This is a genomic window from Amphritea sp. HPY, from assembly GCF_050870985.1.
GTDB lineage: Bacteria > Pseudomonadota > Gammaproteobacteria > Pseudomonadales > Balneatricaceae > Amphritea.
Window position 1 is genome coordinate 4641524 of the sequence record NZ_CP194015.1, and the last position, 24934, is coordinate 4666457.

30 protein-coding genes are annotated in these 24934 nt (G+C 50.6%); 20 read left to right on the forward strand and 10 right to left on the reverse strand.

Translation table 11 applies throughout. The annotated features are described in order from the left end of the window. Window positions 1-10: 10 nt before the first annotated feature. Window positions 11-1669 carry an energy-dependent translational throttle protein EttA gene (ettA, locus tag ACQUQM_RS20630; protein WP_432471752.1) on the reverse strand — a complete coding sequence of 553 codons (1659 nt, stop codon included), beginning with the start codon at window positions 1667-1669 and terminating at the stop codon, window positions 11-13. A 199-nt stretch (window positions 1670-1868) separates the two neighbouring features. Here ettA and ACQUQM_RS20635 point away from each other — a divergent pair, with 199 nt between their 5' ends. The 15 genes from ACQUQM_RS20635 (at window position 1869) to ribA (ending at window position 13531) form a co-directional block, all read left to right on the forward strand. Then, a complete protein-coding gene (locus ACQUQM_RS20635) occupies window positions 1869-2288 on the forward strand; it encodes an Hsp20/alpha crystallin family protein (protein ID WP_432471753.1) in 420 nt (139 codons plus the stop codon). A gap of 283 nt (window positions 2289-2571) precedes the next feature. Next, complete coding sequence (gene glyA / locus ACQUQM_RS20640) at window positions 2572-3828, forward strand: serine hydroxymethyltransferase (RefSeq protein ID WP_432471754.1); 1257 nt, start codon at window positions 2572-2574, stop codon at window positions 3826-3828. A gap of 154 nt (window positions 3829-3982) precedes the next feature. Beyond that, window positions 3983-4459: a transcriptional regulator NrdR gene (gene nrdR / locus ACQUQM_RS20645; protein WP_432471755.1), complete on the forward strand. Its 477-nt coding sequence runs from the start codon at window positions 3983-3985 to the stop codon at window positions 4457-4459. Beyond that, window positions 4443-5609 carry a bifunctional diaminohydroxyphosphoribosylaminopyrimidine deaminase/5-amino-6-(5-phosphoribosylamino)uracil reductase RibD gene (gene ribD, locus ACQUQM_RS20650; protein WP_432471756.1) on the forward strand — a complete coding sequence of 389 codons (1167 nt, stop codon included), beginning with the start codon at window positions 4443-4445 and terminating at the stop codon, window positions 5607-5609. The genes nrdR and ribD overlap by 17 nt, the downstream gene beginning before the upstream one ends. After that, window positions 5609-6277: a riboflavin synthase gene (locus ACQUQM_RS20655; protein WP_432471757.1), complete on the forward strand. Its 669-nt coding sequence runs from the start codon at window positions 5609-5611 to the stop codon at window positions 6275-6277. The genes ribD and ACQUQM_RS20655 overlap by 1 nt, the downstream gene beginning before the upstream one ends. A gap of 24 nt (window positions 6278-6301) precedes the next feature. After that, entirely contained in the window at window positions 6302-7420 is a 1119-nt protein-coding gene (ribBA, locus tag ACQUQM_RS20660) for a bifunctional 3,4-dihydroxy-2-butanone-4-phosphate synthase/GTP cyclohydrolase II (RefSeq protein ID WP_432471758.1), read from the forward strand. A gap of 5 nt (window positions 7421-7425) precedes the next feature. Further along, window positions 7426-7899, forward strand: a complete 474-nt coding sequence (ribH, locus tag ACQUQM_RS20665; RefSeq protein WP_432471759.1) for a 6,7-dimethyl-8-ribityllumazine synthase — start codon at window positions 7426-7428, stop codon at window positions 7897-7899. A gap of 5 nt (window positions 7900-7904) precedes the next feature. After that, window positions 7905-8381, forward strand: coding sequence for a transcription antitermination factor NusB (gene nusB / locus ACQUQM_RS20670; RefSeq protein ID WP_432471760.1), 477 nt, complete (start codon window positions 7905-7907; stop codon window positions 8379-8381). A 20-nt stretch (window positions 8382-8401) separates the two neighbouring features. Beyond that, the gene (thiL, locus tag ACQUQM_RS20675; protein ID WP_432471761.1) at window positions 8402-9382 is read left to right on the forward strand and encodes a thiamine-phosphate kinase; all 981 of its coding nucleotides are present in this window, start codon (window positions 8402-8404) and stop codon (window positions 9380-9382) included. 16 nt (window positions 9383-9398) lie between these two features. Continuing rightward, window positions 9399-9875: a phosphatidylglycerophosphatase A family protein gene (locus ACQUQM_RS20680; RefSeq protein ID WP_432471762.1), complete on the forward strand. Its 477-nt coding sequence runs from the start codon at window positions 9399-9401 to the stop codon at window positions 9873-9875. A 138-nt stretch (window positions 9876-10013) separates the two neighbouring features. Next, window positions 10014-10388: a PepSY domain-containing protein gene (locus ACQUQM_RS20685; protein WP_432471763.1), complete on the forward strand. Its 375-nt coding sequence runs from the start codon at window positions 10014-10016 to the stop codon at window positions 10386-10388. A gap of 60 nt (window positions 10389-10448) precedes the next feature. Then, a complete protein-coding gene (locus ACQUQM_RS20690; RefSeq protein WP_432471764.1) occupies window positions 10449-10793 on the forward strand; it encodes a PepSY domain-containing protein in 345 nt (114 codons plus the stop codon). Between the two features lie 3 nt (window positions 10794-10796). Further along, window positions 10797-11459 (forward strand): response regulator transcription factor, encoded by a 663-nt coding sequence (locus tag ACQUQM_RS20695; protein WP_432471765.1) that lies wholly within the window; start codon window positions 10797-10799, stop codon window positions 11457-11459. Beyond that, the gene (locus ACQUQM_RS20700; RefSeq protein WP_432471766.1) at window positions 11456-12823 is read left to right on the forward strand and encodes a sensor histidine kinase; all 1368 of its coding nucleotides are present in this window, start codon (window positions 11456-11458) and stop codon (window positions 12821-12823) included. Before ACQUQM_RS20695 ends, ACQUQM_RS20700 begins: the two co-directional genes overlap by 4 nt. 96 nt (window positions 12824-12919) lie before the next feature. Next, window positions 12920-13531 carry a GTP cyclohydrolase II gene (gene ribA, locus ACQUQM_RS20705; RefSeq protein WP_432471767.1) on the forward strand — a complete coding sequence of 204 codons (612 nt, stop codon included), beginning with the start codon at window positions 12920-12922 and terminating at the stop codon, window positions 13529-13531. A 93-nt stretch (window positions 13532-13624) separates the two neighbouring features. Here ribA and dxs read toward each other — a convergent pair whose 3' ends face one another. The 3 genes from dxs to ACQUQM_RS20720 are packed head-to-tail and all read right to left on the reverse strand — an operon-like array spanning window position 13625 to window position 16566. Further along, a complete protein-coding gene (dxs, locus tag ACQUQM_RS20710) occupies window positions 13625-15421 on the reverse strand; it encodes a 1-deoxy-D-xylulose-5-phosphate synthase (RefSeq protein ID WP_432471768.1) in 1797 nt (598 codons plus the stop codon). A gap of 15 nt (window positions 15422-15436) precedes the next feature. Then, window positions 15437-16321 carry a polyprenyl synthetase family protein gene (locus ACQUQM_RS20715; protein WP_432471769.1) on the reverse strand — a complete coding sequence of 295 codons (885 nt, stop codon included), beginning with the start codon at window positions 16319-16321 and terminating at the stop codon, window positions 15437-15439. A gap of 5 nt (window positions 16322-16326) precedes the next feature. Continuing rightward, window positions 16327-16566 (reverse strand): exodeoxyribonuclease VII small subunit, encoded by a 240-nt coding sequence (locus ACQUQM_RS20720; protein ID WP_432471770.1) that lies wholly within the window; start codon window positions 16564-16566, stop codon window positions 16327-16329. Between ACQUQM_RS20720 and ACQUQM_RS20725 the strand changes: the two genes are divergently transcribed. From ACQUQM_RS20725 to ACQUQM_RS20735, 3 genes are read left to right on the forward strand one after another with little or no spacing between them, the layout of a single operon-like run. Next, window positions 16557-16781, forward strand: a complete 225-nt coding sequence (locus ACQUQM_RS20725) for a hypothetical protein (RefSeq protein WP_432471771.1) — start codon at window positions 16557-16559, stop codon at window positions 16779-16781. The two genes, ACQUQM_RS20720 and ACQUQM_RS20725, sit on opposite strands and share 10 nt — an antisense overlap. A gap of 22 nt (window positions 16782-16803) precedes the next feature. Further along, complete coding sequence (gene pomA / locus ACQUQM_RS20730; RefSeq protein ID WP_432471772.1) at window positions 16804-17565, forward strand: flagellar motor protein PomA; 762 nt, start codon at window positions 16804-16806, stop codon at window positions 17563-17565. 14 nt (window positions 17566-17579) lie between these two features. Then, window positions 17580-18533, forward strand: coding sequence for a flagellar motor protein MotB (locus ACQUQM_RS20735; RefSeq protein WP_432471773.1), 954 nt, complete (start codon window positions 17580-17582; stop codon window positions 18531-18533). A 348-nt stretch (window positions 18534-18881) separates the two neighbouring features. On the opposite strand, the gene ACQUQM_RS20740 is transcribed toward ACQUQM_RS20735, so the two are convergent. Next, entirely contained in the window at window positions 18882-19187 is a 306-nt protein-coding gene (locus ACQUQM_RS20740) for a c-type cytochrome (RefSeq protein WP_432471774.1), read from the reverse strand. A gap of 165 nt (window positions 19188-19352) precedes the next feature. Then, window positions 19353-19550 carry a hypothetical protein gene (locus tag ACQUQM_RS20745; RefSeq protein WP_432471775.1) on the reverse strand — a complete coding sequence of 66 codons (198 nt, stop codon included), beginning with the start codon at window positions 19548-19550 and terminating at the stop codon, window positions 19353-19355. A gap of 206 nt (window positions 19551-19756) precedes the next feature. Here ACQUQM_RS20745 and ACQUQM_RS20750 point away from each other — a divergent pair, with 206 nt between their 5' ends. Next, a complete protein-coding gene (locus ACQUQM_RS20750; protein WP_432471776.1) occupies window positions 19757-20320 on the forward strand; it encodes a hypothetical protein in 564 nt (187 codons plus the stop codon). 168 nt (window positions 20321-20488) lie between these two features. After that, window positions 20489-21121, forward strand: coding sequence for a 2OG-Fe(II) oxygenase (locus ACQUQM_RS20755; RefSeq protein WP_432471777.1), 633 nt, complete (start codon window positions 20489-20491; stop codon window positions 21119-21121). Window positions 21122-21134: 13 nt separating this feature from the next. Here ACQUQM_RS20755 and ACQUQM_RS20760 read toward each other — a convergent pair whose 3' ends face one another. Genes ACQUQM_RS20760 through ACQUQM_RS20775 form a run of 4 tightly spaced genes read right to left on the reverse strand, consistent with a single transcriptional unit; the run spans window position 21135 to window position 24910 of the window. Continuing rightward, window positions 21135-22328, reverse strand: coding sequence for a methyl-accepting chemotaxis protein (locus tag ACQUQM_RS20760; protein WP_432471778.1), 1194 nt, complete (start codon window positions 22326-22328; stop codon window positions 21135-21137). Between the two features lie 19 nt (window positions 22329-22347). Next, entirely contained in the window at window positions 22348-23412 is a 1065-nt protein-coding gene (locus tag ACQUQM_RS20765; RefSeq protein WP_432471779.1) for a protein-glutamate methylesterase/protein-glutamine glutaminase, read from the reverse strand. Between the two features lie 10 nt (window positions 23413-23422). Then, window positions 23423-24046 carry a chemoreceptor glutamine deamidase CheD gene (gene cheD / locus ACQUQM_RS20770; RefSeq protein WP_432471780.1) on the reverse strand — a complete coding sequence of 208 codons (624 nt, stop codon included), beginning with the start codon at window positions 24044-24046 and terminating at the stop codon, window positions 23423-23425. 3 nt (window positions 24047-24049) lie between these two features. Continuing rightward, window positions 24050-24910, reverse strand: coding sequence for a CheR family methyltransferase (locus ACQUQM_RS20775; RefSeq protein WP_432471781.1), 861 nt, complete (start codon window positions 24908-24910; stop codon window positions 24050-24052). Between the last annotated feature and the right edge of the window lie 24 nt (window positions 24911-24934).

Here is a 24934-nt window from a genome sequence, read left to right on the forward strand (position 1 = left end):
GTGCACTGGGCTAGCCGATGCGCTTGTACTTAATCCGCTCCGGCTGATGGTCTTTACCGTAGCGACGCTTATAGTCATCTGCGTATTCGGTATAGTTACCTTCAAAGAACTCAACCTTAGAATCACCCTCGTACGCCAGCATGTGGGTACAAACACGGTCCAGGAACCAGCGGTCGTGGGAGATAACCACGGCGCAACCCGGGAAGGCCAGCAGTGCTTCTTCCAGCGCTCGAAGAGTTTCTACGTCCAGATCGTTGGTTGGCTCGTCAAGCAGTAATACGTTGCCGCCCTCTTTCAACAGCTTGGCCATATGCAGGCGATTGCGCTCACCGCCGGACAGATCCTTAACAAACTTCTGCTGGTCAGCGCCTTTGAAGTTAAAGCGGCCACAGTATGCGCGGGAAGAGGTGCTGTAGTTGCCAACAACAATGTTGTCCTGGCCGTCTGAGATCTCTTCCCATACGGTTTTGCTGCCTTCCAGGTTACGGCTCTGGTCGACATAAGCCAGCTGTACCGTTTCACCCAGTTCAATAGTACCGGAGTCAGGCTGTTCCTCGCCGTTAATCATTTTGAACAGGGTGGACTTACCAGCACCGTTGCCGCCGATGATGCCGACAATCGCGCCCTGCGGAACGTTCAGCGACAGGTTCTCAAACAATACCTTGTCACCGAAGGATTTAGTGACATTGTTCAGCTCAATTACTTTTTCGCCCAGACGTGGTCCCGGCGGAATATAGATCTCTGAGGTTTCGTTACGGGTCTGGAAATCGCGGGAGTTCATCTCCTCAAACTGTTTAAGGCGTGCCTTGGATTTAGCCTGGCGACCTTTCTGGCCCTGACGTACCCATTCCAGCTCGGAGTGTACAGCTTTCTTGTGCGCCGCTTCCTGTTTTGATTCCCGTTCCAGGCGTTGCTCTTTCTGCTCCAGCCAGGAAGAGTAATTGCCTTCATAAGGGATACCGCGACCGCGGTCCAGCTCCAGAATCCAGCCGGCAGCATTATCGAGGAAATAACGGTCGTGGGTGATTGCCACTACGGTGCCGGTGTATTCCTTGAGGAAGCGCTCGATCCAGGCTACTGATTCCGCATCCAGATGGTTGGTCGGCTCGTCCAGCAGTAGCATATCTGGCTTGTCCAGAAGCAGGCGGCACAGCGCAACCCGGCGTCGCTCACCACCGGACAGGTTCTTCACTTCAGCATCCCAGGGTGGCAGGCGCATCGCGTCGGCGGCACGTTCCAGCATAGTATCCAGGTTATGACCATCTTTCGCAGCGATCAGGTTTTCAAAGCGGGCCTGCTGCTTCGCCAGTTCGTCAAAGTCGGCATCTGGCTCGGCATAGGCGGCATAGACTGCATCCAGGCCGGCCAGTGCATCTTTAACGTCGGAAACTGACTCTTCAACAATCTCGCGTACGGTCTTACTGTCATCGAGTATCGGTTCCTGCGGCAGGTAACCGACATTGATGCCGGGCATCGGGCGGGCTTCACCGATGTACTCCTGATCCAGTCCGGCCATGATTTTAAGCAGGGTAGATTTACCCGAACCATTCAGGCCCAGAACGCCGATTTTGGCACCCGGAAAAAAGGATAGAGAGATATCTTTAAGGATTTCACGTTTGGGTGGCACAACCTTGCCAACCCGATTCATGCTGTAAACGAACTGAGCCATTGTAAGACCTGTTTAACTGTTAACTCGAAATTGCTGCATATCTTAGCGGTACCGCGACTTGATTGCCATTTGATATAGATCAAAAGATACGATTGGAGAACTTAATTATTGGCTTCTAAGCTTAGAGTGCCCCTGTGCAGGGGTGACCCTTGTCTGTGTAGTGAAGGGCCTGCCTGAATATAAATAGGGAGGTATAACTATGAAAAATCTGACCCGATTTAATAGTTTGTTTGATGATACTTTTTTCAATGATTTTTTTCGCCCGGGTGTGCGTAGTGATAGCGGTGACAGAGTACCTGCAATTGATGTGCATGATGCAGATGGACAATATCTTGTAAAAGTAGATCTGCCGGGTATAGCCAAGGATGACATCAAAATAAGCCTGGATAACGGAGTGCTGTCGATCAGTGCAGAAACGTCTACAGAAGATAAAGAGGAGAAAGATGGCAAGCTGATCCGGCAGGAGCGGCATTACGGTAAATTTGTAAGGCAGTTGAGTGTTGGTTCCGATGTCGATCCGGCAGGTGTTAAAGCGGCCTTTGATAATGGTGTGCTGAGCCTGACTTTGCCAAAAATGAAGCAACTACCGCCTTCTACAGTATCGATTGATATCGATTGATTGGCTGGTGTAAACAGCGACCCTGCTGCAGCGGGGTTTTATTGCTGCAGGGTTTCTGGTCGGGAATACTTAATATTGATGGATCTGTCGAAGAGAGAGTGACATTAACTAATTCTTCAGTGCTTATTTCTGCATGAACGGCATTCTGCTTCAAATGACGCTATTTCATGTGCGTTTTACATAATAAATCGACTATAATACGCGCCTTTTTCCAGGCCCCGGCTATCGCTACTGCACTGGCGACATCCGGGCCACGCATAATCTCAAATCTTGGGGACCGCTAATGTTTAGCAAAGAGATGACTATTGCCGATTTTGATCAGGATCTTTGGACTGCGATGCAGGCTGAGGCGAAACGTCAGGAAGAGCATATCGAGCTGATCGCTTCTGAAAACTACACCAGCCCACGGGTTATGGAAGCGCAGGGTTCTGAGCTGACCAATAAGTACGCGGAAGGTTATCCTAACAAACGTTACTACGGTGGTTGTGAGCACGTTGATGTCGTTGAACAGCTGGCAATTGATCGTGCCAAAGAGCTGTTTGATGCAACGTACGCAAATGTTCAGCCGCATTCCGGTTCCCAGGCTAACGCTGCTGTGTTTATGGCTCTTTGCAAGCCCGGCGATACAATTCTGGGAATGAGCCTGGCACATGGTGGGCACCTGACACACGGTTCTGCAGTAAGCTTTTCCGGTCGTATCTACAATGCGATTCAGTACGGTCTGAATGCTGAAACAGGTGAGATCGATTACGCTGAAGTAGAGCGTCTGGCACTTGAGCATAAGCCAAAAATGATCATTGCAGGCTTCTCTGCATACTCTCGTGTTGTTGACTGGAAGCGTTTCCGCGATATCGCCGACAAAGTAGGTGCTTACCTGTTTGTCGATATGGCTCATGTTGCAGGTCTGGTTGCTGCGGGTGAGTACCCGACACCGCTGCCATTTGCTGATGTTGTTACCACGACGACCCATAAAACTCTGGGTGGACCTCGTGGTGGTTTGATTCTGTCTGCGAATGCTGACGAAGATTTACAGAAGAAACTGAATTTTGCGGTATTCCCTGAATCTCAGGGCGGCCCTCTGATGCACGTAATCGCTGCTAAAGCGGTATGTTTCAAAGAAGCGCTGCAGGATGACTGGAAAGCCTATCAGGGCCAGGTTGTTAAGAATGCTCAGGCGATGGCTAAAATATTCATGGAACGTGGTATCAAGATCGTTTCTGACGGTACTGATGATCACCTGTTCCTGGTTGATCTGATCGATAAAGAGTACACAGGTAAAGACGCTGATGCCGCTCTGGGTCGCGCTAATATTACTGTGAATAAAAACTCTGTACCGAATGATCCACGTTCACCGTTTGTTACTTCCGGTCTGCGTATCGGCAGCCCTGCGATTACCCGTCGTGGTTTCAAAGAAGCCGAAGCGGAGCAGCTGACACACTGGATCTGTGATGTTCTGGATAACATCGAAGATCAGGCAGTGAGTGACAAAGTGAAGCAGAACGTACTAGATATCTGCGCTCGCTTCCCGGTTTACAAGTAAACCGTTACAATAGGACCTCCGAGGGCCCAGGCTCTCGGTTTGATTCTTTTATCAGGGCGCTTTTAGCGCCCTGATTGTTTGATAGATCGTTGTTTTTAAAAACGAACTTTTTAACTGGTCAGACGTTCTGACCTACGCTCTTTGAGGTTGATGCATGTATTGTCCATTCTGTGGTGCCCACGAAACCAAGGTCGTGGATTCCCGTCTGGTGGCCGAGGGCCAGCAGATCAGGCGCCGCCGCGAATGTATCACCTGTCACGAACGTTTTACTACCTATGAAGCAGCTGAGCTGCTTATGCCTCGCCTGATCAAGGCTGACGGCACCCGCCAACCTTATGATGAAGACAAGCTCCGTGCCGGTATTCAGCGAGCGCTGGAGAAACGTCCGGTTGGTGTGGAAGAGATAGAAGCTTGTATCAGCCGTATAAAGCATCGTCTGCGCGCCACCGGTGAACGTGAGTTACCATCCCGTTCGGTTGGTGAAGAGGTGATGCGTGAACTGCGTAAGCTGGATGAGGTTGCCTATGTTCGCTTTGCATCGGTATACCGCAGTTTTCAGGACATTAACGAATTTAAAGAAGAGATTGAGCGTCTGTCTGAATTAAAAGACGCGAATGGCAACGGCGGCTGATCTGAATATGATGCAAAGCGACGTTAGCTGTGACTGGAGTGAAGCAGACCACCGCTTTATGGCCAGGGCCATTCAGATAGCCTGGAATGGGCTATATACCACTGAGCCTAATCCAAGAGTAGGATGCGTACTGGTAAAAGACAGTGCAATAATTGCCGAAGGCTTTCATCAAAAGGCGGGCGAAGGGCACGCTGAAGTTAATGCGCTGCGTGCTGCTGGTGAAAAAGCCCAGGGTTGTACCGCCTACGTGACGCTGGAGCCTTGCAGTCACTTCGGCAAGACACCACCCTGTGCCGATGCTTTGATTGATGCCGGGGTTGCTGAAGTTATTATCGGCATGGTCGATCCCAATCCGCAAGTGTCGGGGAATGGCATCGCCAGACTTGAGCAATCAGGTATAAAGGTACGCAGCGGTTTACTTGAAGCACAGGCGCGGGAACTGAATCCGGGCTTTATTAAACGTATGGAAAGCGGCTTGCCATATGTGCGTATCAAAATGGCAACCAGTTTGGATGGGCGCACCGCGATGGCATCCGGTGAGAGTCAGTGGATTACAGGTCCGCAGGCACGTCAGGATGTGCAGCGTTTGCGGGCCAGGAGTTCGGCGATAATCAGCGGCATTGGCTCAATTATTCAGGATGATTCGGCGCTGACTTTACGCGCTGAACAATTGGGTCTGGAAAATGCTGAAGAGATCGTTAAGCGGCAGCCCCTGCGGGTGGTTCTGGACAGTTCCGGAAGAATGCCGGAAAACGCTAAGATGCTGAATCTTCCGGGCCAGACTCTGATTTTTAGTTGTGCCGAAGCGCCAGCGTTTATCGCCAGGCATGAAACTGTTGAGTGGTTGCAGATTAAAGCAGGTCAGGGCGGTATTGATCTGCAGAAAGTGTTGCACACCCTGACGCAGCGTGGCTGCAATGAGGTGCTGGTGGAAACCGGCGCTACCCTGGCGGGGGCATTTGTTGAAGCCGGGTTAGTGGATCAGTTGGTGATCTATCAGGCGATGAAGTTGCTGGGTAGCAGTGCGCGGCCTATGTTCCTGTTGCCGCTGGATACTATGAATCAACAAGTTGAGTTAAAACTGACCGATAGCCGTGTGCTGGGGCAGGATATTAGATTAACGCTGGAGCGGGCGGAGGATAGCCAGTAGTGTTTACCGGAATAATTGAAGCGATAGGTACTATTGCTGCAGCAGAACAGGTGCAGGGCGATCTGCGCCTTTATATACGCACCGGTGATCTGGATCTGAGCGATGTAAAGCTGGGCGATAGCATTGCTGTCAATGGCGTTTGTTTAACTGCTGTAGACCTGCCGGGTGACGGTTTCTGGGCCGATGTCTCCTGTGAAACGCTGGTTCATACGCGTTTTCCTGATCTTGTCGCGGGCGAGAGAGTGAACCTGGAAAAAGCGATGTTGCCGACCACTCGATTCGGTGGTCATATTGTGACTGGGCATGTGGATGGTCTGGGTGAAGTATTGTCTCGTGAAGACGATGCTCGCTCGGTACGGTTTAAAATCAGTGCGCCAAAGAATATTGCCCGGTATATCGCTGCGAAAGGCTCGATTACGGTAGATGGCGTTAGTCTTACTGCTAATGCCGTAGATAAGCATATGTTTGATCTGAATATAGTGCCTCATACGGCGCAGGAAACTATAATTGCCGGCTATCAGGCTGGTCGCAAAGTGCATCTGGAAGTTGATATTATCGCTCGTTATATGGAACGACTGATCAGCTACAACGAACAAAATGAAACGGAACCGGCAGCGGGAGTGAGTATGACGACTCTGGCCGCTGCGGGTTTCCTGAATCGCCGCTAATCCGGCTACAGAGGTTTTAGATTAATGGATCTGAATACACCGCAGGAAATTATTGAAGATATTCGTCAGGGTAAGATGGTTATCCTGATGGATGATGAAGATCGTGAGAATGAAGGTGATCTGGTTATCGCGGCCGAAATGGTGCGTGCTGAAGACATTAACTTCATGGCTACCCATGCCCGCGGCCTGATCTGCCTGACCCTGACTCAGGAGCGTTGCGAGCAGCTGAACCTGCCGCTGATGGTGCAAAGTAACGGTGCTCAGTTCTCCACTAACTTCACCATGTCTATCGAAGCGACAGAAGGAGTTACCACGGGTATCTCTGCTGCCGACCGTGCGCTGACCGTACGTACCGCCGTACGCCATGATGCCAAGCCTGATGATATTGTACAGCCGGGTCATATTTTCCCGCTGATGGCGCAGCCAGGTGGTGTGCTGAGTCGTGCAGGGCATACCGAAGCGGGTTGTGATCTGGCGCGTCTGGCTGGTCTGACTCCGGCTTCTGCGATTGTCGAGATCATGAATGAAGATGGTACTATGGCCCGTCGCCCTGATCTGGAAGAGTTTGCTCAGAAGCATGATCTCAAGATCGGAACCATCGCTGACCTGATCCATTATCGTACTACCAACGAGCATACTGTGATTCGTGAGAGTGAAGGTACGCTGGAAACAGAGTTTGGCGACTTCAATTTTACGACTTACCTGGATGAGATTCAGGGCTGTACTCACCTGGCGATGTCTCTGGGTGATATCAGCGAAGAAGAGCCTACTATGGTTCGTGTACATCTGCGCACCGAAGTGCTGCGTGATGTTGTAGGTGTTGCTCAGACCGAAGAACTTAAATGGACTATGCGTCGGGCACTGCAAAAGATTGCCGAAGAAGGTAAAGGTGTTGTGTTGTTACTGGATACCGGTGAGCGTGTTGATCTGGGGGATGCCCTGAATCAGATGCTGAATACCGAGAAGAAGATCCGTCAGCATAATATCAGTTCATCCGGTTCTTACCTGACGGTAGGTACCGGTTCGCAGATTCTGCGTGATTTAGGGGTGGGCAAAATGCGAGTGCTGAGCTCACCAATGAAATTCAATGCGATCTCAGGTTTTGATCTGGAGATCGTAGACTATGTTGCATGTGAAGAGTAAAGAATATGTCAGTTCAGTATATTGAAGGTGATTTTCTGACCGGTAATGGTCAGTACGCGATCGTAGTGGGTCGGTTTAATAGCTTTGTTGTTGAGAGCCTGCTGGAAGGTGCTATCGATACGTTGAAGCGTCATGGTGTTGCAGCGGACAAGATCCGTGTAATCCGGGTGCCAGGCGCGTTTGAGATTCCACTGGCAGTGCAGAAAGTAGCGCAACAGAAGAAAGACGATGCGATCATCGCGCTGGGTGCCGTGATTCGTGGTGGTACACCGCATTTTGAATATGTCTCAGGTGAGAGCTCTAAAGGTGTAGCTCAGGTTTCCCTGGAGCATAACGTGCCGGTAGCTAACGGTATCCTGACAGTTAACTCTATCGAGCAGGCTATTGAGCGTTCCGGCACTAAAGCGGGTAACAAGGGTGCTGAAGCAGCCCTGTCCGCGCTGGAAATGGTTAGCTTGCTGCGCCAGCTTGAGGTTTAAGGTCGATGAGCGATAGTCCTGCGCCGAAAAAGCAGAAGAAACCTTCTCTGACCGAGATGCGTCGTGCGGCTCGTAGTTTTGCGCTACAGGCCCTGTACCAATGGCAGATCTCAGGTAACAGCGTTACCGATATCGAACTGCAGTTCCGTATGGACAACGATATGTCAGGTACTGACCTGGCGCTGTTCAGCGAGTTGTTACACGGTGTGCCTGCGAATGCCGGCGATCTGGACCGGTCTTTCGAACCGTTCCTGGACCGTGCGCTGAACGATCTTGATCCGATTGAGCTTGCGGTACTGCGAATTGGCAGTTTTGAGCTGGTGCATCGTATCGTCGTGCCTTACAAAGTGGTCATCAATGAAAGTGTTGAGTTGGCCAAAGTGTTTGGTGCTACAGAAAGTCATAAGTATGTTAACGGTGTGCTGGATAAGTTGGCTGCCCGGGTACGAATGACTGAGATCAATGCCAAGCGTGGCAAGTAACTCCTGATCACTGGTGCAGCATGTCAGTAGGTGAATTTGAGCTTATCCGGCACTATTTCAGTGCTTTGGGTAATGATTCAAGCGGTTCCGTACGACTCGGTGTTGGCGATGATTGCGCGGTAATAGCGCCGCCGGTCGAGCGGGAACTGGTGATCTCTATCGATACCCTGGTGGAAGGTGTTCATTTTCTGCCGGGAACTGCTCCTGAGCATGTTGCTACTCGCTTGCTGGGGGCCGCCCTGAGTGATCTGGCGGCGATGGGGGCAGAGCCTGGGTTCTTTACCCTGGCTCTGACCTTGCCTGAATCCGATCCCCAATGGATGGCACCCTTTGCCCGTGCTTTAGCTGAAATGGCTAAGCAGCATGGCGTGGCGCTGGTTGGAGGAGATACCACCCGGGGGCATCTTACCCTGAGTGTACAGGTGCATGGCTGGACCCGTCCCGGTAAGGCGTTGCTGCGTAGTGGTGCTCAAGCCGGTGACAGGATCTTCGTTAGCGGCACTCTCGGTGATTCCAGAGGTGGTTTAGAAACCTTGCTGCAGAAATCCAAACCGAAGCATAGCTGTAATTACCTGCGACAACGCTTTTACCAGCCGGAACCGCGCCTTACCACCGGGCAGTTGATCAATGAGTTTGCGACAGCTGCGATCGATATTTCGGACGGTTTGCTGGCTGATCTCGGGCATATTCTGCAACAAAGCAACGTCGGCGCGACGTTAAATGTCGCAGAACTGCCGATATCCCAATCTCTGCATGCCTGGGCGGGTAATAAAAAATCCCGCGAATGGGCGCTGAATGGCGGTGAAGATTTCGAGCTTTGTTTTACTGTGCCGGCGTTACTGGAACAGAAGTTAGCCTGGGTGTTACGTGATCATCCGGTTGCGGTGACTTGTATCGGTCAGATAACATCGGATTCCGGTATTCTGCTCGCCGAAGATGGTAAGCTGACACCGGCTGACGCCAAGGGATATAACCACTTCCGCACTGCTACTGCTAATTAGCAAGGACCTCTGAGCTATGAACCGAGCGCCCGCATCCGTATGGCGAAATCCGATCCACTTTCTGGCCTTTGGCCTGGGTAGTGGTGCAGCGCCAAAAGCGCCGGGAACCGTGGGAACCCTGGCTGCAATTCCTTTCTACCTGCTGTTACAACCGTTAGACCTGACCTGGTATGCCCTTGTCCTAGTCGCCACGTTTCTGTTTGGCATCTACCTGTGCGGTAAAACCTCTGAGGATATGGGGGTACACGATCACGGAGGGATTGTCTGGGATGAGTTTGTCGGCTATTGGGTAACTATGTTTGCCGCCCCGGCTGGCTGGTTATGGATAGTGCTGGGTTTTGTCCTGTTTCGTTTCTTCGATATCGTTAAGCCCTGGCCAATCGGTTGGGTCGATAAGAAAGTGGCCGGTGGCTTCGGGATTATGCTGGATGACTTGCTGGCAGGTCTTATGGCTCTTGGCTGTCTGCAGATTGTTGTGTTCTTTGTTGGCTGACCGACGCCTGAGCCCTTTTGTATCCCATTGTTTTCAGCTACATTTCAGATTTGCCTGTTAGCCTGAGTTATAACCATTATTAAGCTGCATATGATTTTAATTTGTAGCGGGGTGGTTTTATAGATCAGGGATCTGTTTATGAAATGTATTTATGGACTGGTGACGGCACTTGTATTGATGTTATCAAGTGTTGGCTATGTCCATAGCGCAGGGGTCGAGCGGCTTGATTATGAGTCCTGTCGTTTGTTGGTCGAAGAAAAAGAGATTTTATCTATCGCTGAGTTATCCGAGCGTGTACACCAGCTCCGATTGGGTCGGATGATTGATATGATGCTCTTGAAAGTGGCAGATAAATATATCTATGAGATGGAGATAGCCGAGTCAGATGGAGAGATTCGACTATTCTATATTAATGCTCGAAATGGCAGACTGATAAAAACGGAAGATGCACTATTAAACCGTGCACCGGAAGAGGATCTGTTCGAGCAGCTTTTCCCAGGCTACAGGCGGTAGCGTATTGGCAATGGATCTGCCAAATCCAAGTTGATAATCACAAAAGAACAAGGTATTGATATGAAAAGAGTATTTGCTGCTATTTTTTTAGCTGCCATGCTTGTGAATAGCAATGTGCAGGCTGAAGACATCACAATGAATACTCTGGACTATGACGCCTGTCGGGTATTAGTCGAGCAGGGCGAGATCCTCTCTATGATTGAGTTGATGGAGCTGGTAAAAGGGCTTTCAGATGGCCGTATTATCGACACCCGGTTATTGCAACTAGGGAATGTGTATACCTATGAAATGGAGATCGCAGGTAAAGACGGTATGGTGACAATGCTATATGTTGATGCTCGTAGTGGAGCATTGAGCCATCACCCAATTGCTGAGGAGCAGCTGAGTCAGTCAAAAGGGGGCTGAGTAATGCGTATTTTGTTGGTTGAAGATGATCCTGCTCTGGGACCTGAGCTGAAAACTTCGCTGGCCAGAAATGGTTATGCTGTCGATCTTGCGGTTAACGGTATCGACGCCGAGATAATGGGCAAAGAAGATATCTATGATCTGGTGGTGCTCGATCTGGGACTGCCGGACAAACCCGGACTTGAGGTGCTGAGGCACTGGCGGGCGATAAAGAACAATATCCCGGTATTAGTATTGACCGCCCGCAGTGCCTGGCAGGAGCGGGTCGATGGTTTTGACGCCGGCGCGGATGACTATCTGCCTAAACCCTTTCATACCGAAGAGCTGCTGGCTCGCATGACCGCGTTGCTGCGCAGAGCTAACCAACAGATATCATCACAGCTGGAGACCTCCGGGCTGACGCTGGATGAAAATACCCAGTCCGTCATTAAAGATAACCAGGAGGTCGCCCTGACCGGTACTGAGTATCGTTTGTTGCGCTATATGATGCATAACCCCGGTCGGGTGCTGTCCAAACTGCAGCTGGTCGAACATATGTATGATGATGGTGCCGAAAACGACAGTAATGTGGTTGAGGCCTATATCAAAATGATCCGCAAGAAGATCGGTCATGAACTGATTAGAACCAAGCGTGGGCAGGGGTATGTATTCGGAGCCCCCCGTTGAGATCGATCCAGACCCGGCTAAATTTCAGTTTTGTTGTTGTCACGTTGTTGCTGTTCGCACTGTTCTGGCTTGGCCAGAGCTGGTTTTTGCGGCAGATGGCGTACGAGTTTGTATCGACCCGGCTGTCCAGTGATGCCTACACCGTATTACGCGCGGTTGAAATGGATATCGGTCAGGGCTGGCGGGTGAATGTCGATAACACTTCGTCGGTTTATCAGCAGCCGATGTCTGGTCACTATTTTCAGGTTGCGGTGGATGATAAGTGGTTCTTTTCCCGCTCCCTCTGGGACGGAAAAATCCCCCATGATGAAGGTCAGGATGTTGGCCAGGAAGATGTTCAGTTAGTCACTCAGAACGATGCACCCTGGCTGGTATATTCCAAGCGCTTCATGAAACAGGGGCGTGAAATTCATGTTGTGCTGGCCGAAGACGTAAGTCGTATCGAATCTTCCCTTATTCAGCTGGGCTGGCTCATTGCTGCTTTGGGCGTTGCCGCGGTACTGATTTTACTGATATTGCAGATCTGGATTATCCGGCGCGGACTCAGCTCGCTTAAAGATGTGAAACATGACATCTCCAGACTTAAGGCGGGAGATATCCGGCAACTCTCTTCGGTGACGACTGCCGAGGTTGAGCCCCTGGTTACTGAGATCAATTATCTGGTTCAGAACATGGAGCTGCGCTTGCAGCGTTCACGCAATGCGGTGGGCAATCTGGCCCATGCGGCAAAAACTCCCCTGACCGTCATTGATCGCCATGTCGACACTCTACTGGAGTCAGATATTCCCCAGGGTAAAGATATTCAGGAGCAGTCAATAAGGCTGCGAGAGATGATCGAGCGTGAGCTGACACGGGCCCGGATTGCTGGAGCAGCGTTGCCTGGTCAGCGTATTTATATCGAAGATGAGTTGGCAAAGCTGACCCGAACTCTGAAAGCGATCTATCGTGAAAAGGCGCTACGCTTCAATGTAAATGTTTCTGCGAAAAGCTATTTCCCCGGCGAACGTGATGATCTGGTTGAGCTGATGGGTAATCTGTTGGATAACGCCAGTAAGTGGGCGAAGGGACAGATCAGTGTTACTGCAAATATGGATGAGCACTGCCTTGAAGTGATCGTAGAAGACGATGGTCCGGGTATCTCTGAAGCCGACCGGGAGCGATTGATGAGTCGTGGCGAACGGCTGGATGAGTCGACCACCGGTCACGGGCTGGGGATGAGTATTATTGCCGAGATCGTCCGTCAGTATCAGGGAAAGTTCTTTCTCGATACGTCAGAGAGGCTTGGTGGGCTGGCAGTGCAGGTGATGTTACCACGCCGGATCGACAGTGATATGCCTGATCAGGACAGCACAAAAAACGACTGAAACCTTGTATTTGGTCAGTTGGCCCCCAAATCAAGGTATGCACCTTAGTCTGATGGCTGGTAGAATACCGGCCTCATTTTGTGAAGGAATTTGTTAGTGTCAGTTAAATACGTTGCATCATCCAAATTACCGACCCCGTGGGGTGTATTCACCATGGTCGGATTTGAGGATCTGACCACAGGTAAAGAGCATGTCGCCCTGACCTTTGGTGAACTGACTCCTGATGCTCCGGTACTGGCTCGAATTCATTCCGAGTGCCTGACCGGGGATGCCCTGTTTTCTCTGCGTTGTGACTGTGGTTTCCAGCTTCAGGAAGCTTTAAAACGGATATCTGAGGAGGGCGCTGGCGTGCTCTTGTATCTGCGCCAGGAAGGCCGCGGTATCGGTTTACTGAACAAGATAAAGGCTTATCATCTGCAAGATGGCGGTGCCGATACTGTTGAGGCGAATGAAAAGCTGGGCTTTGAAGCTGATATGCGGGACTACAGCATGTGCCAGCAGATGCTGGAACATCTGAATGTAGCCAGCGTAAAGCTGATGACCAATAATCCGCGTAAGGTAAAGGCCTTGCAAAAGGATGGTTTGAAGGTTGCTAAGCGGGTGCCGCTACAAGTGGGCAAGAACCGCCATAACGAAGATTATCTGGCAACCAAGATGGGTAAGCTGGGGCATATGATGTCGGAGCATCATTTCCAGGACGATGATTAAGGCTTATTCTGCAATAAGCCTGTTATTTAACAGAAGCCCTTAGCTTTAAATAACAAAAAACCTTAGCTTGCACTTACCAGGAAGCCTTTAGCTTTATATCTGGTTTTCAAGCGCCTGCTTAATCGACTGCTCTATACCCGCCTGATCCAAACCACACTCATGCAACTGTTGTTCCCGGGACGAGTGTTCTATCCAGCGATCCGCTACTCCCAAATTAAGCAGTCTATTGCAGTACATTTGTGAGTGTAGGTATTCACTTACTTCAGAGCCAGCGCCACCTTTGATTGTATGATCTTCGATCGTCACCAATAGAGAGTGGCTATCAACAATTTTATCGATCACTGCAGTATCTAAAGGCTTCACAAAGCGCATATCGATCAGGCTGTATCCGAATTTTTCAGCCACCTCTCTGGCTTGTGGCAGTAGCACGCCGAAATTAAGAATGGCGACCTTTTGGCCATTTATAATTGTCCGGCTGCAGCCCAGTGTTACAGGTTGCGCAGTGGATGTTGCTGTGCCACACCCGCTGCCTCTGGGATAGCGCACGGCGGCTGGACCGGTGAAGTCATATCCGGTTTGCAACAGATTACGCAGTTCCTGCTCGTCGGATGGTGTCATGATCAGCATGCCGGGAATACAGCGCAGGAAACTGATATCGTAGCAACCCGCATGGGTCGCACCATCTTCACCAACCAGTCCTGCGCGGTCGATCGCCAGCAGCAGATCCAGTTCCTGAATGGCGACATCGTGGATCAGTTGATCATAAGCCCGCTGCAGGAACGTCGAGTAGATAGCAACGACCGGCTTGATCCCCTGGCATGCCATACCAGCAGCAAGAGTAACTGCATGCTGTTCGGCGATAGCAACATCAAAATATCGCTCGCTGAAGCGCTGGGAGAACTCGATCAGATCTGAGCCTTCGCTCATCGCTGGCGTTATGGCCACAGTACGGGGATCGGTTGCCGCTTGTTCGCAGATCCAGCTGCCGAAAATATTGGCGAATTTTGGTTTCTTAACAGTGTTGACAGGTTTACTGTCGACCGGCTCGATCTTAGTGATCGCATGGTAGCCCACAGGATCTTTTTCGGCAGGTTCAAAGCCTTTACCCTTGCGGGTAGTGATATGCAGGAACTGTGGTCCCGGGGTGTTCAGTGATCTCTGCAGCGCGGGTAATAACAGTTCAAAATCATGTCCATCCACCGGCCCGCTGTAATGGAAGTCCAGCGCTTCGAAGAGGGCAGCGGTGGTTTCGCCCATATTATCTTGCAAGGCATCTTTCAGATTTTTTGACAGATAAGTCGCCAACCCTCCTTCATTGTGGGAGATCGACATATCATTATCATTCAAAATTACCAGCAGATCGGCTCCCGTATGGGCTGCGTGATTGAGTGCTTCAAATGCCATTCCCGCGGTCATAGCGCCATCGCCAATTACTGCAACGGTACGACTTTCTTTGCCGAGTAGCCGATCCGCCAGAGCCATACCTAAAGCCGCGCTGATTGAAGTGCTTGAGTGCCCGGTACCAAAATCATCGAATTTACTTTCCTGCTGGCGAGGGAAAGGCGCCAGGCCATCCTGCTGACGGATAGTTTGCAGCGCTTCACGGCGGCCAGTCAGAATCTTATGCGGGTAGCACTGGTGGCCAACATCCCAGATCAGATGATCGTCCGGTGTCCGGAGCAGATAGTGCAGGGCGATAGTGAGTTCTACCACACCGAGTCCGGCGCCGAAGTGGCCGCCGGTTTTGCCAACGCTGTATAACAGGTACGCACGCAGTTCCTGTGCTAACTCTGATAGCTTTTCTTCCGGTAACAGGCGTAACAGAGCAGGATCCGCGATAGTATCCAATAGCGGGGTTACAGGGCGCTCTGTGGGGATTTCATAGAACATGTTCAGTGGTTGCGCTCAATAATTGCGTTCAACTATATAGTCAGCCAGCCAGTGCAGTGGAGCAGCGGCGTCGCCATAACCGTCGATGGTAGCATGAGCCTGCTGGTTTAGTAGGTCCAGTTTCTGTTTTGCTCCGGCCATACCCAGCAAGGCGGGATAGGTAGGTTTGTCCTGTGCCAGGTCGGATCCCTGAGGCTTACCTATGGTCGCAGTATCGCCTTCGATATCGAGGATATCGTCTTTTACCTGGAAGGCCAGGCCGATCGCAGCAGCATACTGCTGAAGGGAATGCAGGTCCTGTTCAGTTGCCTTACCGCTGGACAGCGCACCCATCTCTATACTGGAACAGATTAACGCGCCGGTTTTATGCTGGTGCATCAGTTCCAGTTGCTGCAGGCTGACCTGCTTGCCGACATTGCACAGATCGATAGACTGGCCGGCGACCATACCAAAGTTGCCACTGGCTTTAGCCAGTGATTGCATCATCTGCAGTTGAATGCGTGGCTCAAGCGAACTGTCAGGAGAACTGAGCAGATCAAAGGCCAGCGCTTGCAGGCCATCACCGGCCAGTATGGCGGTCGCTTCATCAAAAGCGATATGGCAGGTCGGTTTACCCCGGCGCAGGTCATCATCGTCCATCGCCGGAAGGTCGTCATGCACCAGCGAGTAACTGTGAATAGCTTCAATCGCGCACGCCGGTATATCTGCGTTTTTCAATTCACCCTGTAATAACTGGTTGGCCATATAGACCAGTACCGGGCGCACCCGTTTACCGCCATTGAATAGCGAATAGTGCATGGCTTGCTGCAGATGGGGGGCGGGTTGTTCTGCCTGCATTACTTTTTCAAGATGGGTTTCGACCCGCAGTCGGTATTCTGCCACCAGGTTTTTCAGATCCACGGGCATTATTCCTCAGGCATTTCAAATGGCACCTGTTCAAGCTGCCCATTTTGTTGAATTAGCATCTGCACTTTTTGTTCCGCCTGAGCGAGAATAGACTGACAGTCCCGGGTCAGCTTTACGCCCTGCTCGAAAGTTTGCAGCGATTGCTCTAGCGACAGGTCGCCCTGTTCCAGTTGTTCGACCATAGTTTCCAACTGGGCCAGCGAGGATTCAAAATCAGGAGTCTTTTTCTTTGCGGGCATTGCTGTTTCTCAGGGTGTTTTTCGGTGTTAAGAAGTCGATAAAACTACCGGACATAGAGGTAGCGGTCAAACTGAGCAGTAAATTGTACTCTAAACATATCGATAAGGGTGAGCCCGGTGATTTTTTTGTTATCATCGGGCTAAAGTTGGATGGGTATGCGGGCGATAACAGGTTTTACATCGGTGCTGTTGATTGTTCCGGTATCGATAACTAATTTATGAAACTGGGAGTATAGAGTGGATATAGCGTCGCTCATCGGTATTTTAGGCGCCTTTGGTATTGTAGTTGCTGCAATGGTTACCGGAGGCGACGCCGGAGTATTCATTAATGTTCCGTCAGCGTTGATCGTTCTTGGCGGGAGTCTTTTTGTCGTATTGATGAAGTTCCCATTGGCGCACTTTCTGGGTATGGGAAAAGTGATTGGTAAGGCCTTCAAGTTTAAATCAGTTAAGCCGGAAGATATTATCGCTGAAACAGTCGATCTGGCTGATGCCGCGCGTAAAGGTGGACTGTTGTCCCTGGAAGATAAAGAGGTCAGCAGTGACTTCATGCAGCGGGGGATACAGTTGCTGGTCGATGGGCATGATCCTGATATTGTTAAAACATTGTTGAATAAAGAGAAAAGCCTGACCACAGAGCGGCATGAGTATGGCTCAGATATTTTTAAAGCGATAGGCGATGTCGGCCCTGCGATGGGAATGATAGGTACCCTGGTGGGACTGGTGCAGATGCTATCCAACATGTCTGATCCTAAATCGATCGGTCCGGCGATGGCGGTTGCACTGTTGACGACACTCTACGGCGCGATGTTGGCAACTATGTTCGCCTTGCCTGTCTCGGATAAGCTGGATGCACGTAAAGCTGAAGAGGAACTCAATCAGGCATTGATTATTGATGGCTTGCTGGCTATTCAAGCGGGACAGAATCCGCGGGTTATCGAGCAGATGTTGCGTAACTATCTGCCAGAATCTAAACGTGCAGTCGCTGCTGAAGGTTAAAGGGACAGAATCGGATGAGTGAAGAAGAACATAAATGTCCTCCTTGTCCGGCGGGATTGCCGGGATGGTTAGCGACCTTTGGTGACCTGATGTCACTGTTGATGTGCTTCTTCGTACTCCTACTGTCTTTTTCAGAGATGGACGTGCTTAAGTTCAAGCAGTTGGCGGGCTCAATGCGGGAAGCCTTTGGTGTACAGAACCAGGTAAAAGTGCAGGACATCCCTAAAGGTACCAGTATTATCGCGCAGGAGTTTAGTCCCGGGCGGCCGCAACCAACGCCACTGAATGAAGTTCGCCAGATGACCACTGATAACGATATGCAGACCCTCGACGTACGAACGGCGGAAGGCGAGTCGGAAGTCAGTGATAAGAAGCAGGGCGAAACCGCTGAGCAGCTGCAACAGATGATCGAACAGTTGGAAGCTAAAGCTGAGGCACAGGCGCAGGAGGAAGCGGTGGAGTTTGCCGCGGCACTGCGACAGGAGATTGGCCAGGGCAGTGTCGAAGTCGAAACCGACGGTAAGAAGATTATTATCCGGGTTAAGGAGAAGGGCTCCTTTTCGTCAGGTTCTGCGGAGCTGAAATTTGCCTACATTCCGGTGATCGCCAAGATCCGTGATGTATTGCTGAATGTTCGGGGTACAGTGGCCATTGAAGGTCATACCGATAATATTCCGGTGTCCGGTGGGCAGTATGAGTCAAACTGGGGGCTGGCAACAGCCCGGGCACTGTCGGTGGGCCATGAGTTGTTCGCCGACCCACGGATCGATCAGTCTCGCTTTACGGTTATTGGGTTGGCGGATACCCGGCCACTGGCGCCAAATAATACCGCTGAGAATCGAAGTATTAATCGTCGGGTAGAGATTATCATTCAGAAGGGTAATGACCCGGAAGCGCTGGAAAAACTACAGACCCGCGAGCCGGGGGATGATGACTTCGGACCGCTGGAACCTCAGGAAGTGTTCTGATCAGCTTTTTCAGATTGTAAAAACATAAAAACCGGCAATAGCCGGTTTTTTTATGCTCTGAGTAAATTTGGCTTACTTAGAGTTGTCCATCATGTGCTGGATAGCGGCTTTCAACTCGCCATCGGTGCAATCCATGCAGGTGCCACCATTTGTGGAGTGGCATTGCGTTAATAGAATTAGCGGCGGCTTTCAGCTCACCATCGGTGCAGTCCATTCAGGTGCCCCATATGCAGTGAGGTGGTATTGCGTAAACGGAGTTGTCGGCGGCTGATCTGATCATTTTTTTCATATTCTAAAAACAAAAAAAACCGGCAATAGCCGGTTTTTTATGCTCTGAGTAAATTTGGCTTACTTAGAGTTGTCCATCATGTGCTGGATAGCGGCTTTCAGCTCGCCATCGGTGCAATCCATGCAAGTGCCCATCGGAGGCATCGCGTTAATACCGCTCTTAGCAGTTGCCAGCAGACCGTCGATACCTTTTTCAATGCGTGGAGCCCACTGGTCAGCTTTACCTACGATAGGAGCGCCCGCAGCGCCTGTCATGTGGCATGCCATGCACTTAGTGTTGTATACGGTAGCGCCGTCACGTTCAGCCATCGCTGCAAGAGGGGTCATCAGCATAGCGGTTGCTGCCAGGATCAATGCTTTTTTCATAATAATATTCCTTCAGATCTCTTTACTGTATTTGCCAGAAATCTGGCCCGTAAATGTGGTCTGCGCAGTGTATGCGCTTGGGGTACTTACTGTAAATACCTCATCTGGTCTGAATAGAATCTGAATCAATAAAACGGGGATCGCTGAAAGTGATCCGATAATAGCTTATAAACTCATCGCATAAGCCGCCTGACTGTGCTGAGTAATCGCTCTGCGATGCTGCTGGCGGAGGTACTCAAAATGGTTGTTCCGGATCTCGATTATCTGATTGCTGGAGAGGCCGGTTGTGGCCGAAATTTGTTCCGGCAATTGTCCGGCATCGATTAGTTGTTTGATTTTATGTTCACTTTGTTCGCTCATCATTGTTTTAATCCTTTTGTCATTTAAAACAATGATACGTCGGGAAGTGTTACAAAACTGTTGCAAAAGCCTAATTCTATTAGAAAAAAGGGGGTATATGTTGTCTCTATTGGTATTTATAGTATATGTTTAAGTTATTAATTTAGTATCAGATCTGTTTAACTGAGAGCAGTGCGCTGAAGGAACGGTAACAGACAGGGGGAGTCAGTATGGAAAAACGCACGGTAGCTTTGAATAGTTCGGATCAGGAAAACACAAAATCTCTGATAGGAGACGGTATGCCAACAAGCCTGAGAGCGAGTTATGATGCGGATGAGCTGGCCCAGAAACTAGGGTTTGTGTCATTTTCCACTGATTTTCTGATTCGTTGTTATCGGGTATTCGATGGCGACATCAAATCAGCCATTATTTTTAATGTGATCTCTTTGTGGGCGTTACGCCAACGCGAAGAGACTGAGAACTCTCAGGAAGTTGCAGGTTTCTCATGTAATAACCACTCCATCAGTATTGCTACCGGTATTCCGTACGAAACAGTACGCCGTAAGGTCAAAGCGATGGTTGAAAATGGCTGGCTTGAATTCAGTGACTCTTCCCATGTGGTGCTGAATTCAGATAAGTGGCGTGAAGTGCTCAGTGATGTGATCGATCCGGAGCGTTGTGTCGTCGGTTATGTGCGTAGCACAGATATTTCTCCTGATTTCAGTGGTCGTGAGCGAGAGCGTCGTGGTTCTGCTGCTGACCGCCGGGGAACGCCTGCTGATCGTCGCAGTTGAAGCCGACAGCAATACACTGTTTGATTGAAGGCTGCCTTTTGGCAGCCTTTTTTGTGCCTGATGATTGTTATTCAGATCAACTAAACGGTTAAAGCGTTTGCTTCGCTGTTGGAAATCCTATATTTAACTGCAGCAACACAATACGTTATCTACGGTTTGGGAGTGAGTATGGCTGAGCAACCACTGTTTGAGCAGATCGCCAATGATATATACAGTCAGGGCTACAGTGTGCGGGAGGCTGCCTTGCCGGCATCACTGGCCAGTGCTTTAGCAGAGCAGGTCCGATCGCTACCCGATGACAGTTTCAGCCGCGCGGGTATTGGGCGGCAGCAGGATCATCTTAAAACAGAGCAGGTTCGTCGTGATGAGATCTGCTGGATTGATGATTCAACTTCAGCCGGTGCTGATTGGCTGGAGTGGACCGGTGAACTGCAAAATTATATTAATCGGCGTTTGTTTCTGGGTTTGTTCTCGTTTGAAAGCCATTTTGCACACTATCGGGCAGGGGATTTTTATAAAACTCACCTGGATGCTTTTCGTGGTCAGCAAAACCGGGTGCTGACCGTAGTCACTTACCTAAATCCGGACTGGCAGCGGGAATATGGCGGTGATCTGGTGATCTATCCTGAGCAGGGTGATGCCCCGCTGATGCATGTACCTCCGGCGATGGGCACACTGGTGGTCTTTCTTAGCGAAGAGTTTCCCCATGAGGTGCTACCCGCCGACCGGGATCGCTACAGTATCGCTGGCTGGTACCGGATCAACAGCTCGGCAGGCTCTTCGGTTGATCCCGAAAGCTGATAACAGCAAAAGTTCAGAACAGCTCGACCTCGCCAGCATCCATATTATGCGTGATGTCCTGCCGTTTCTGGTTGCGTTGCATGGTTGCTTTTTGCAGATCCCGGCAGCGCTTGATGCAGAGTTGCGCGGCATCGCAGTCGACAGATCCCTGCTGCGGTGCAATTTGGGCGATCAGGTAGGCAATTTCACTAAGCGCCTGGGTATTGTGCTCTATCGACTGTAGTGTCTGGGTTGTTATATCGTCAAACTGCAGTGAACGAACCATCTGATCGACGGATGAGCTGAGTTGTACGCTAATGTCCGATACTTCTGTGACCCGTTGTTGTAAAAACTGACTCATAGCGCCCATATGGCCCATCATCTCATTCATTTTTGATTGAGTGGACAGCGTATCGTTCATATCGGCACTGGCCATACCGTTGACCGAATCATGCAAGATTTCAATTGTTTGTTTGGCTGATCCTACCTCTTTTCGAATCAGCTCATTGAGCTGACTTGAGTTTTTTGAAAGGGCTCTGACCTCTTCTGCAACTACAGCAAACCCGCGCCCGGCATCGCCGGCCCGGGCTGCTTCGATACTGGCATTCAGTGCCAGCAAGTTGGTCTGGCTGGCCAGCCCTTCGACATTTTCGATCAGGGTGAAAATACTATCCAGCTTGGTCATCATCTCGTCGATATGCAGCACCGTTTCCTGACGGTTATTGCTCAGGTTGCTCATCAATGAAACAAACTGGTCGAGAATATTCTGTGTTTCATCAATAAATGTCTGAATGCTAAAGTGATTGTTGTCGCGGTCGGAGCTCTGTTCTGCCTGGGTCTGGGATAAAATTTCAGTAGTGATTGAGGCTTGTTGGGCAGTCAGTGCATGCATGCTCTGAAAGCTGTCATTCATGAGGCTGGTTGCTTCACTGACCAGGCCTTGCACCTGATCCAGTTCCTGATGCACGGTACTGGTTTCATTTTCCAGAGCCTGCGATAGCTCTGCTACAACCTGCTTGATAATAACGCTATCCTGAGGTTCCGCTTCTGCGTCATCAGGGGGAGCTGGTGCAGTATCCTTGCCGGAGATCAGTAGCAGACAGAGGCTTAGTAGCAGAGCGGAAATGCCAGCCCAGAATAGTAAACTGTTAAGGCTGAGCAGCTCGGTGATGGCCAGCAACACAGTGCTTAACAAGGCCAAAAAAATTAAAAGCTTTTGATTTGTCATAATGTGACCCTCTATTCCTTTAGGATGACAGATGCTTAGTTAGCTTTGCGGGCATTTTTTGTAAGGAAACAATCTCTTTTGCGGCGCCATATTTTGCTGCTGCCCCCGGCATTCCCCATACCAGGCTTGAAGCCTCATCCTGGACTATCGTGTGAGCGCCGCTGTCGAATAGCCGTTTCATCGCTTTAGCGCCATCCTTGCCCATGCCGGTCAGCATCATCGCGGAGACTTTAAATGGTGTCACCTCGAGCAGCGAGTCAAACATCACCTCAACCGAGGGTTTATGCCGGTTTACCTCAGCACCATTGTTAAGATTGCAGATGAGTTGGTGCCCCTGCTTTCTAATCTGCAGATGGTGGGAGCCAGGCGCTATATAGACACAGCCCGGCTGCAGTATATCGCCCTCTTCCGCTTGTTTGACGGTCAGGCTGCATAACTTGTTCAGGCGCCGGGCAAAGCGTTCACTGAAGCTTGCCGGAATATGCTGGGTGACTATTATCGGTGGAATATTATTGGGTAACTGAATCAGTAACTCGGCCAGGGCTTCGGTACCTCCGGTTGAGGCGCCAATCGCTATGACCTGTTGCTTGCCACCCAGAATGTCGGAGACTGGGCCGATTTGAGGTGCCTGACGTAAATGACGTTCGGCGACCGGTTTGCGGTGAAATTTAAGTTTACTGGCCGATGCCGCAGCGGTTTTTACTTTGTTGCATAATTCACTCTCAAATACTGCGAGTATATGGCTTTGATCGGTCGCCTTAGGTTTGGCAATAAAGTCCACAGCGCCTAGTTCCAGTGCCTGCAGGGTTACTTCTGCCCCGGCATGGGTCAGGGTTGAGAGCATAACCACCGGCATTGGATTGAGTTTCATTAAGTTACGCAGAAAAGTGATGCCGTCCATACGGGGCATCTCGATATCCAGCGTCAGGACGTCAGGCTTAAGCTGCTTGATCTTATCTCTGGCATCATAAGGATCGACTGCGGTGCCGGCGACCTCAATGCTGGGGTCATTAGCTAATAGTTCTGAAATGACGCTGCGCACCAGCGCAGAGTCATCGACAATCAATACCCGGGTTTTATTCATACTATGACCCTTAGTCCTTTAAAAATAACTGCGCATCGGAGGCGTCGAGCTGATGATGAACGTCAACACGATAGCGCTGTTCCTGTTGGGCGAGACCGAGGTTGCCGCGAGTATCCAGCTTCCTGATCAGGAGCTTTCCGGTAGCCGGAAAGTAAGCGATCCTGCGTGCCTTGTTACCGCCCAGATCCGATGCTGCAAGGGGTAAGCCGTCAGTGGCCAGATACTGCTGTATAAAGTCGATGTTCTGATCACCTATATTCGTCGAACCGCCCATCATATCGCCACCACCACAAATCTTTATTTCCATATCCTGGCGCTGACAGCCTAGCTTCATCAGCTCGTTGATCAGTTTTTCCATCGCAAACATGCCGTAGCGAAGGGGGCGGCTATGATCACCCTGTTGATCGCCATCGGGTAGCATAAAGTGATTCATACCGCCGATACCGGTTGCAGGATCGCGGATGCAGGCTGAAATACAGGAGCCGAGTATCGTGGTTATGGCCAGATTTTCGCGGGTAACAAAATAGTCGCCAGGGGATACCTTTATGGTAAACAGCTGCCATTTCGGATCCCAGTAGCGGTTGTCATCGGCCTGTGACTGAGACGGGTTTAAGCAGGTCGCCGGGCTCGTCATATTTCAGCGTTCCTTCTGGTAAATCGTGTTGCCGATCAGGCGAAAGCGTTGTTGTTGCCTGGCGAGGGACTCCGAGTGGCCGACAAACAGATAGCCGCCGGGTTTTAGCAGGTCGGCCATGCGGTTGAGCAGTTTTTCCTGATGTTGCTTGTCAAAGTAGATCATCACATTGCGACAGAAGATAAAGTCGAATGGTCCTTTCATCGGCCAGTCATGCATCAGGTTAAGGTGATTAAAAGTCACCAGACGCTGTAGCTCCGGACGAATCCGAACCTGCCCCCGGTTAGCTCCGGTGCCTTTTAAAAACCATCTTTGTGGCTGGCTGATAGGCAGTGACTCGATGCGTTCCAGGGGGTAGATCCCGCTGCGGGCACTGTCCAGCACATTGGAGTCGATATCGGTCGCCAGAATCTTCAGATCACAGCTGCTCAGGTCGACCGCTGAGTTGAGCAGTGTTATCGCCAGGCTATAAGGTTCTTCACCCATTGAGCAGCCGGCAGACCAGGCCCGGATGCGCCGTTGACCGGCTGCCGCCAGTTCGGGGAGGATAGTCTGTTCGATAAAATCGAAATGATGCTTTTCCCTGAAGAACGCAGTCAGATTGGTGGTCAGGGAATTGATAAACAGCGGGTGTTCGGCCGGCGTCTCCCGGAGATAACAGAAGTAGTCATCAAAATTGTTAAGAGAGAGCGCCCTTATACGGCGGATCAGCCGGTTATACACCATGTTAATCTTATGATCGGCCAGCACGATGCCTGCAAACTGATACAGTTCGTCACGCACCAACTCAAAATGCTCAGGCGTAAAATTATAATCCTTGCTAAGCGTATTGGCTGCGGTTACCGGCATATCGTCATGTGTCATCGGCATCTGATCCGGGCCGGCGCC

What these genes read in the sequence shown, in the direction of transcription:
- thiL (WP_432471761.1), top strand. Translation starts at nt 8,402, where the DNA reads ATGTCAGTAGGTGAATTTGAGCTTATCCGGCACTATTTCAGTGCTTTG.
- nusB (WP_432471760.1), top strand. Translation starts at nt 7,905, where the DNA reads ATGAGCGATAGTCCTGCGCCGAAAAAGCAGAAGAAACCTTCTCTGACC.
- cheD (WP_432471780.1), bottom strand. Translation starts at nt 24,046, where the DNA reads ATGACGAGCCCGGCGACCTGCTTAAACCCGTCTCAGTCACAGGCCGAT.
- ACQUQM_RS20740 (WP_432471774.1), bottom strand. Translation starts at nt 19,187, where the DNA reads ATGAAAAAAGCATTGATCCTGGCAGCAACCGCTATGCTGATGACCCCT.
- nrdR (WP_432471755.1), top strand. Translation starts at nt 3,983, where the DNA reads ATGTATTGTCCATTCTGTGGTGCCCACGAAACCAAGGTCGTGGATTCC.
- ACQUQM_RS20745 (WP_432471775.1), bottom strand. Translation starts at nt 19,550, where the DNA reads ATGATGAGCGAACAAAGTGAACATAAAATCAAACAACTAATCGATGCC.
- ACQUQM_RS20760 (WP_432471778.1), bottom strand. Translation starts at nt 22,328, where the DNA reads ATGACAAATCAAAAGCTTTTAATTTTTTTGGCCTTGTTAAGCACTGTG.
- ACQUQM_RS20720 (WP_432471770.1), bottom strand. Translation starts at nt 16,566, where the DNA reads ATGCCCGCAAAGAAAAAGACTCCTGATTTTGAATCCTCGCTGGCCCAG.
- ACQUQM_RS20750 (WP_432471776.1), top strand. Translation starts at nt 19,757, where the DNA reads ATGGAAAAACGCACGGTAGCTTTGAATAGTTCGGATCAGGAAAACACA.
- ACQUQM_RS20635 (WP_432471753.1), top strand. Translation starts at nt 1,869, where the DNA reads ATGAAAAATCTGACCCGATTTAATAGTTTGTTTGATGATACTTTTTTC.
- ribH (WP_432471759.1), top strand. Translation starts at nt 7,426, where the DNA reads ATGTCAGTTCAGTATATTGAAGGTGATTTTCTGACCGGTAATGGTCAG.
- ACQUQM_RS20735 (WP_432471773.1), top strand. Translation starts at nt 17,580, where the DNA reads ATGAGTGAAGAAGAACATAAATGTCCTCCTTGTCCGGCGGGATTGCCG.
- ACQUQM_RS20690 (WP_432471764.1), top strand. Translation starts at nt 10,449, where the DNA reads ATGAAAAGAGTATTTGCTGCTATTTTTTTAGCTGCCATGCTTGTGAAT.
- ribBA (WP_432471758.1), top strand. Translation starts at nt 6,302, where the DNA reads ATGGATCTGAATACACCGCAGGAAATTATTGAAGATATTCGTCAGGGT.
- glyA (WP_432471754.1), top strand. Translation starts at nt 2,572, where the DNA reads ATGTTTAGCAAAGAGATGACTATTGCCGATTTTGATCAGGATCTTTGG.
- ACQUQM_RS20680 (WP_432471762.1), top strand. Translation starts at nt 9,399, where the DNA reads ATGAACCGAGCGCCCGCATCCGTATGGCGAAATCCGATCCACTTTCTG.
- ACQUQM_RS20695 (WP_432471765.1), top strand. Translation starts at nt 10,797, where the DNA reads ATGCGTATTTTGTTGGTTGAAGATGATCCTGCTCTGGGACCTGAGCTG.
- ACQUQM_RS20775 (WP_432471781.1), bottom strand. Translation starts at nt 24,910, where the DNA reads ATGACACATGACGATATGCCGGTAACCGCAGCCAATACGCTTAGCAAG.
- ACQUQM_RS20765 (WP_432471779.1), bottom strand. Translation starts at nt 23,412, where the DNA reads ATGAATAAAACCCGGGTATTGATTGTCGATGACTCTGCGCTGGTGCGC.
- ettA (WP_432471752.1), bottom strand. Translation starts at nt 1,669, where the DNA reads ATGGCTCAGTTCGTTTACAGCATGAATCGGGTTGGCAAGGTTGTGCCA.
- dxs (WP_432471768.1), bottom strand. Translation starts at nt 15,421, where the DNA reads ATGTTCTATGAAATCCCCACAGAGCGCCCTGTAACCCCGCTATTGGAT.
- ribD (WP_432471756.1), top strand. Translation starts at nt 4,443, where the DNA reads ATGGCAACGGCGGCTGATCTGAATATGATGCAAAGCGACGTTAGCTGT.
- ACQUQM_RS20755 (WP_432471777.1), top strand. Translation starts at nt 20,489, where the DNA reads ATGGCTGAGCAACCACTGTTTGAGCAGATCGCCAATGATATATACAGT.
- ACQUQM_RS20685 (WP_432471763.1), top strand. Translation starts at nt 10,014, where the DNA reads ATGAAATGTATTTATGGACTGGTGACGGCACTTGTATTGATGTTATCA.